Annotated in this window: 3 protein-coding genes and 1 pseudogene; 1 reads left to right on the plus strand and 3 read right to left on the minus strand. The window is 38.6% G+C overall.

Annotated elements, in window-relative coordinates:
- The coding region (locus tag HMPREF9074_RS10840; RefSeq protein WP_034540769.1) for a RagB/SusD family nutrient uptake outer membrane protein at nt 1-558 on the plus strand (558 nt) is incomplete at its 5' end.
- A 74-nt stretch (nt 559-632) separates the two neighbouring features.
- Here the strand turns inward: HMPREF9074_RS10840 and HMPREF9074_RS10845 are convergent.
- The 3 genes and pseudogenes from HMPREF9074_RS10845 to HMPREF9074_RS10855 form a co-directional block, all read right to left on the minus strand.
- A complete protein-coding gene (locus HMPREF9074_RS10845) occupies nt 633-2,012 on the minus strand; it encodes an SLC13 family permease (RefSeq protein ID WP_009390950.1) in 1,380 nt (459 codons plus the stop codon).
- Between the two features lie 47 nt (nt 2,013-2,059).
- Entirely contained in the window at nt 2,060-2,566 is a 507-nt protein-coding gene (locus HMPREF9074_RS10850; RefSeq protein WP_009390951.1) for a mechanosensitive ion channel domain-containing protein, read from the minus strand.
- Between the two features lie 10 nt (nt 2,567-2,576).
- Nucleotides 2,577-2,808 (minus strand): annotated as a pseudogene (locus HMPREF9074_RS10855) (ribonuclease Y); the annotation flags it as partial.

Below are 2,808 nucleotides of genomic sequence, written 5' to 3' on the forward strand. Positions count from 1 at the left end.
GATTTGTATAATAACAGCGATTATCGTAAGTCTATTTACATCAAAAAGCTTTTTGCTAATTATGGTAGTGTTACTTTCACCGATTTGTATTTGGTAAATAAATACCCTGACAATCCTCTTCTAAAGCAAACATCAGGTACTTCGTCTACTTATATGCACCGTCCTAAAGTATTTCGTATTGCCGAGATATACTTAATAGCAGCCGAAGCCGCTTATAAAAACAACGATCAAACCAATGCTAAAATCTATTTGGATAGGTTGCGTGCAGCGCGAGGCATTGGCAGAGTCACCTATACCGACCTTTGGGCAGAGATACAAAATGAGCGTAACCGCGAACTTGCTTTCGAGGGCTTCCGTATGGCAGACATCAAGCGTTGGAATTTAGGGGTAGTACGTGGTACTCCTCAAAATCTGAATGCCATAGTATCAGATCCCGCTGACCAATATCATCAACTGAATATTCCAGCAGCCAATTATAAGATGGTTTGGCCACTTCCTCCAAGTGATATCCTTTACGAAAGAGGCAGAGCCAACTGGCAACAAAACCCAGGCTGGTAGATAATTATAATATACAAACAAAACGGCTGTACTCCATAGAGTACAGCCGTTTTATTTTTATATTAGTATTTTTGTTAATTAATTCCTCCCCAGAAGAAATAAGCTATTATCGAGATAAAGATAATAGAAAGAATATTGAGTACAAATCCTGCTTTTATCATATCGCGTTGGCTTACCATTCCCGTACCAAAAGCAATAGCATTAGGAGGGGTAGCCACAGGCAGCATAAAGGCACAAGAGGCACCCAATCCTATGATGAGCGAAAGCCCTAAAGGATTCACTCCTAAACTTTCAGCTACCGATATAAATATAGGCACTAACAGAGCAGCACTAGCAGTATTTGATGTAAATTCGGTAAGGAAGATAATAAAAGTAGCTACTAAAAGCCCAATCACAAAATGGCTTTGTCCTGCTATCAGAAACTGAATAGAGTCTACTAATGCCTTACTTGCCCCTGATTGGGTTAGGATAAGGCTTAAAGAGAGCCCTCCACCAAAGAGCATTAGCACTCCCCAATCGGTATTTTCTTGTATTTGCTTCCATTCAGCCACTCCGGTTATACATACAGCTATAGCGGCTATCATAGCTATTACAGCGTCAAAATCACCTATCTTGCTGATGCCTAATAAAGAAGACAGTTGTACATTTAGGGTATCACCAAATATCCAGCATAGTGCCGTGACAGCAAAAATAAGAATAGTGATATACTGCTTGCTGTTAAGTTTATCAGTTGTTACCTCTGGTGTTATTTTGATATTTAGTTTAGGGCGGAATATGAGGTACATAGTACCCAACATTAAGGGCATTAAGCCTAATACGGTAGGCATACCATATTGCAACCATTCAGAAAAACTGATTTTAAGTTGTGAGGCCACAATAGCATTCGGTGGACTACCCACCAAGGTGCCCATACCACCTATACTTGCACTATAGGCTATACCTAATATAACAAAGGCATAAGTACCTTTATTACTTTTGTAGTCTATATTTTTGAGCATCCCGATGGCCAAAGGGATAATCATAGCAGCAGTAGCAGTATTGCTAATACCCATTGATAGGAGAGCGGTAACTAATAATAGTAAAAAGACTGCAACCATAAAGTTGCCTCGAGCTAAGGCTATCACCTTATAAGCGATGTATTTGTCGAGTTGTTGCACACTTAGTGCTGTGGCAATGGCAAAGCCCCCAAAAAACAAGAAGATAGTAGGGTTGGCAAAGGCTTGCAAAGCAGATTTAGTAGTTTCTAAGCCTAATAGTATCGCTATTACGGGTATTGAAAGTGCTGTAATAGTGATGTGTATAGCTTCAGTAAGCCACAAGATAGCTACGAAAGCTAAAAGAGCTAGGCCTTTGTTAGTTTCTGCAGGGTAAGGTAAGAAAGCATATAGTAAAGAGGCTATGAGTATAGCTATTACTATAAGGGACGGTTTTCTAATCATTTTGGTTAAGGACATATCAAATAGTTTTAGAGTTTTGTTTAAAAAGGTAGGTAGGAGAGTAGTTACGATTGTTGTGTTATGATAATAATTCCTTTTTGCAGCAAGAGATTGTTGGGTAGGGTTATCTCTTCGCCTTTAGCTGTTTTTAGTAGGGTATAGAAAGATCTGATATCTATAATTTTAGCTTCTATAGGGAATTCTTTATCTACGAATCTAATAGTGTTACCTATTCTGAAAGGGGAAGAGAAAAATATTATAATTCCTGCAGTGATATTGCTCAATATAGACCATTGAGCAAAAAATGCCACACCTATCACCGTAAGTACAGACGATACGAAGAGAAATATTTGCTCTGGTTTAATACCCCATATAGAGACTAAGGTAAGCACCGCCAAGGCATAGATAAAATAGTCGATGTACTTTTTTACCAATTGAGTACGGCTCTCACCAAAGTCTGCTTTTCTTCCGAATTTTCCAATAATAGAATTTACCAAATAACGCAATACTACAAATACTACGATAGCTATTACCGTAGCAATAATCTGATATAGATATTGTTGTAGTATCATAAAAGGGGTATTACTTGGCGATATTTACTGCCCTCGTTTCGCGGATAACGGTTACTTTCACCTGTCCTGGGTAGGTCATATCAGTTTGTATCTTTTGCGATAGGTTAAATGATAGTTCTGCCGCTTTATCATCAGTTACTTTTTCGCTTTCTACTATTACGCGTAACTCTCTACCAGCTTGTATAGCATAAGCTTTCTTCACACCTTGGAAAGTGAAGGCTGCGTCTTCGAGGTCTTTTAAG

The sequence above is a fragment of the Capnocytophaga sp. oral taxon 329 str. F0087 genome, assembly GCF_000213295.2.
GTDB classification, from domain to species: Bacteria; Bacteroidota; Bacteroidia; order Flavobacteriales; family Flavobacteriaceae; genus Capnocytophaga; species Capnocytophaga leadbetteri_A.

Coding starts and splice junctions, on each gene's coding strand:
- HMPREF9074_RS10845 (WP_009390950.1), bottom strand. CDS start 2,012: ATGTCCTTAACCAAAATGATTAGAAAACCGTCCCTTATAGTAATAGCT.
- HMPREF9074_RS10850 (WP_009390951.1), bottom strand. CDS start 2,566: ATGATACTACAACAATATCTATATCAGATTATTGCTACGGTAATAGCT.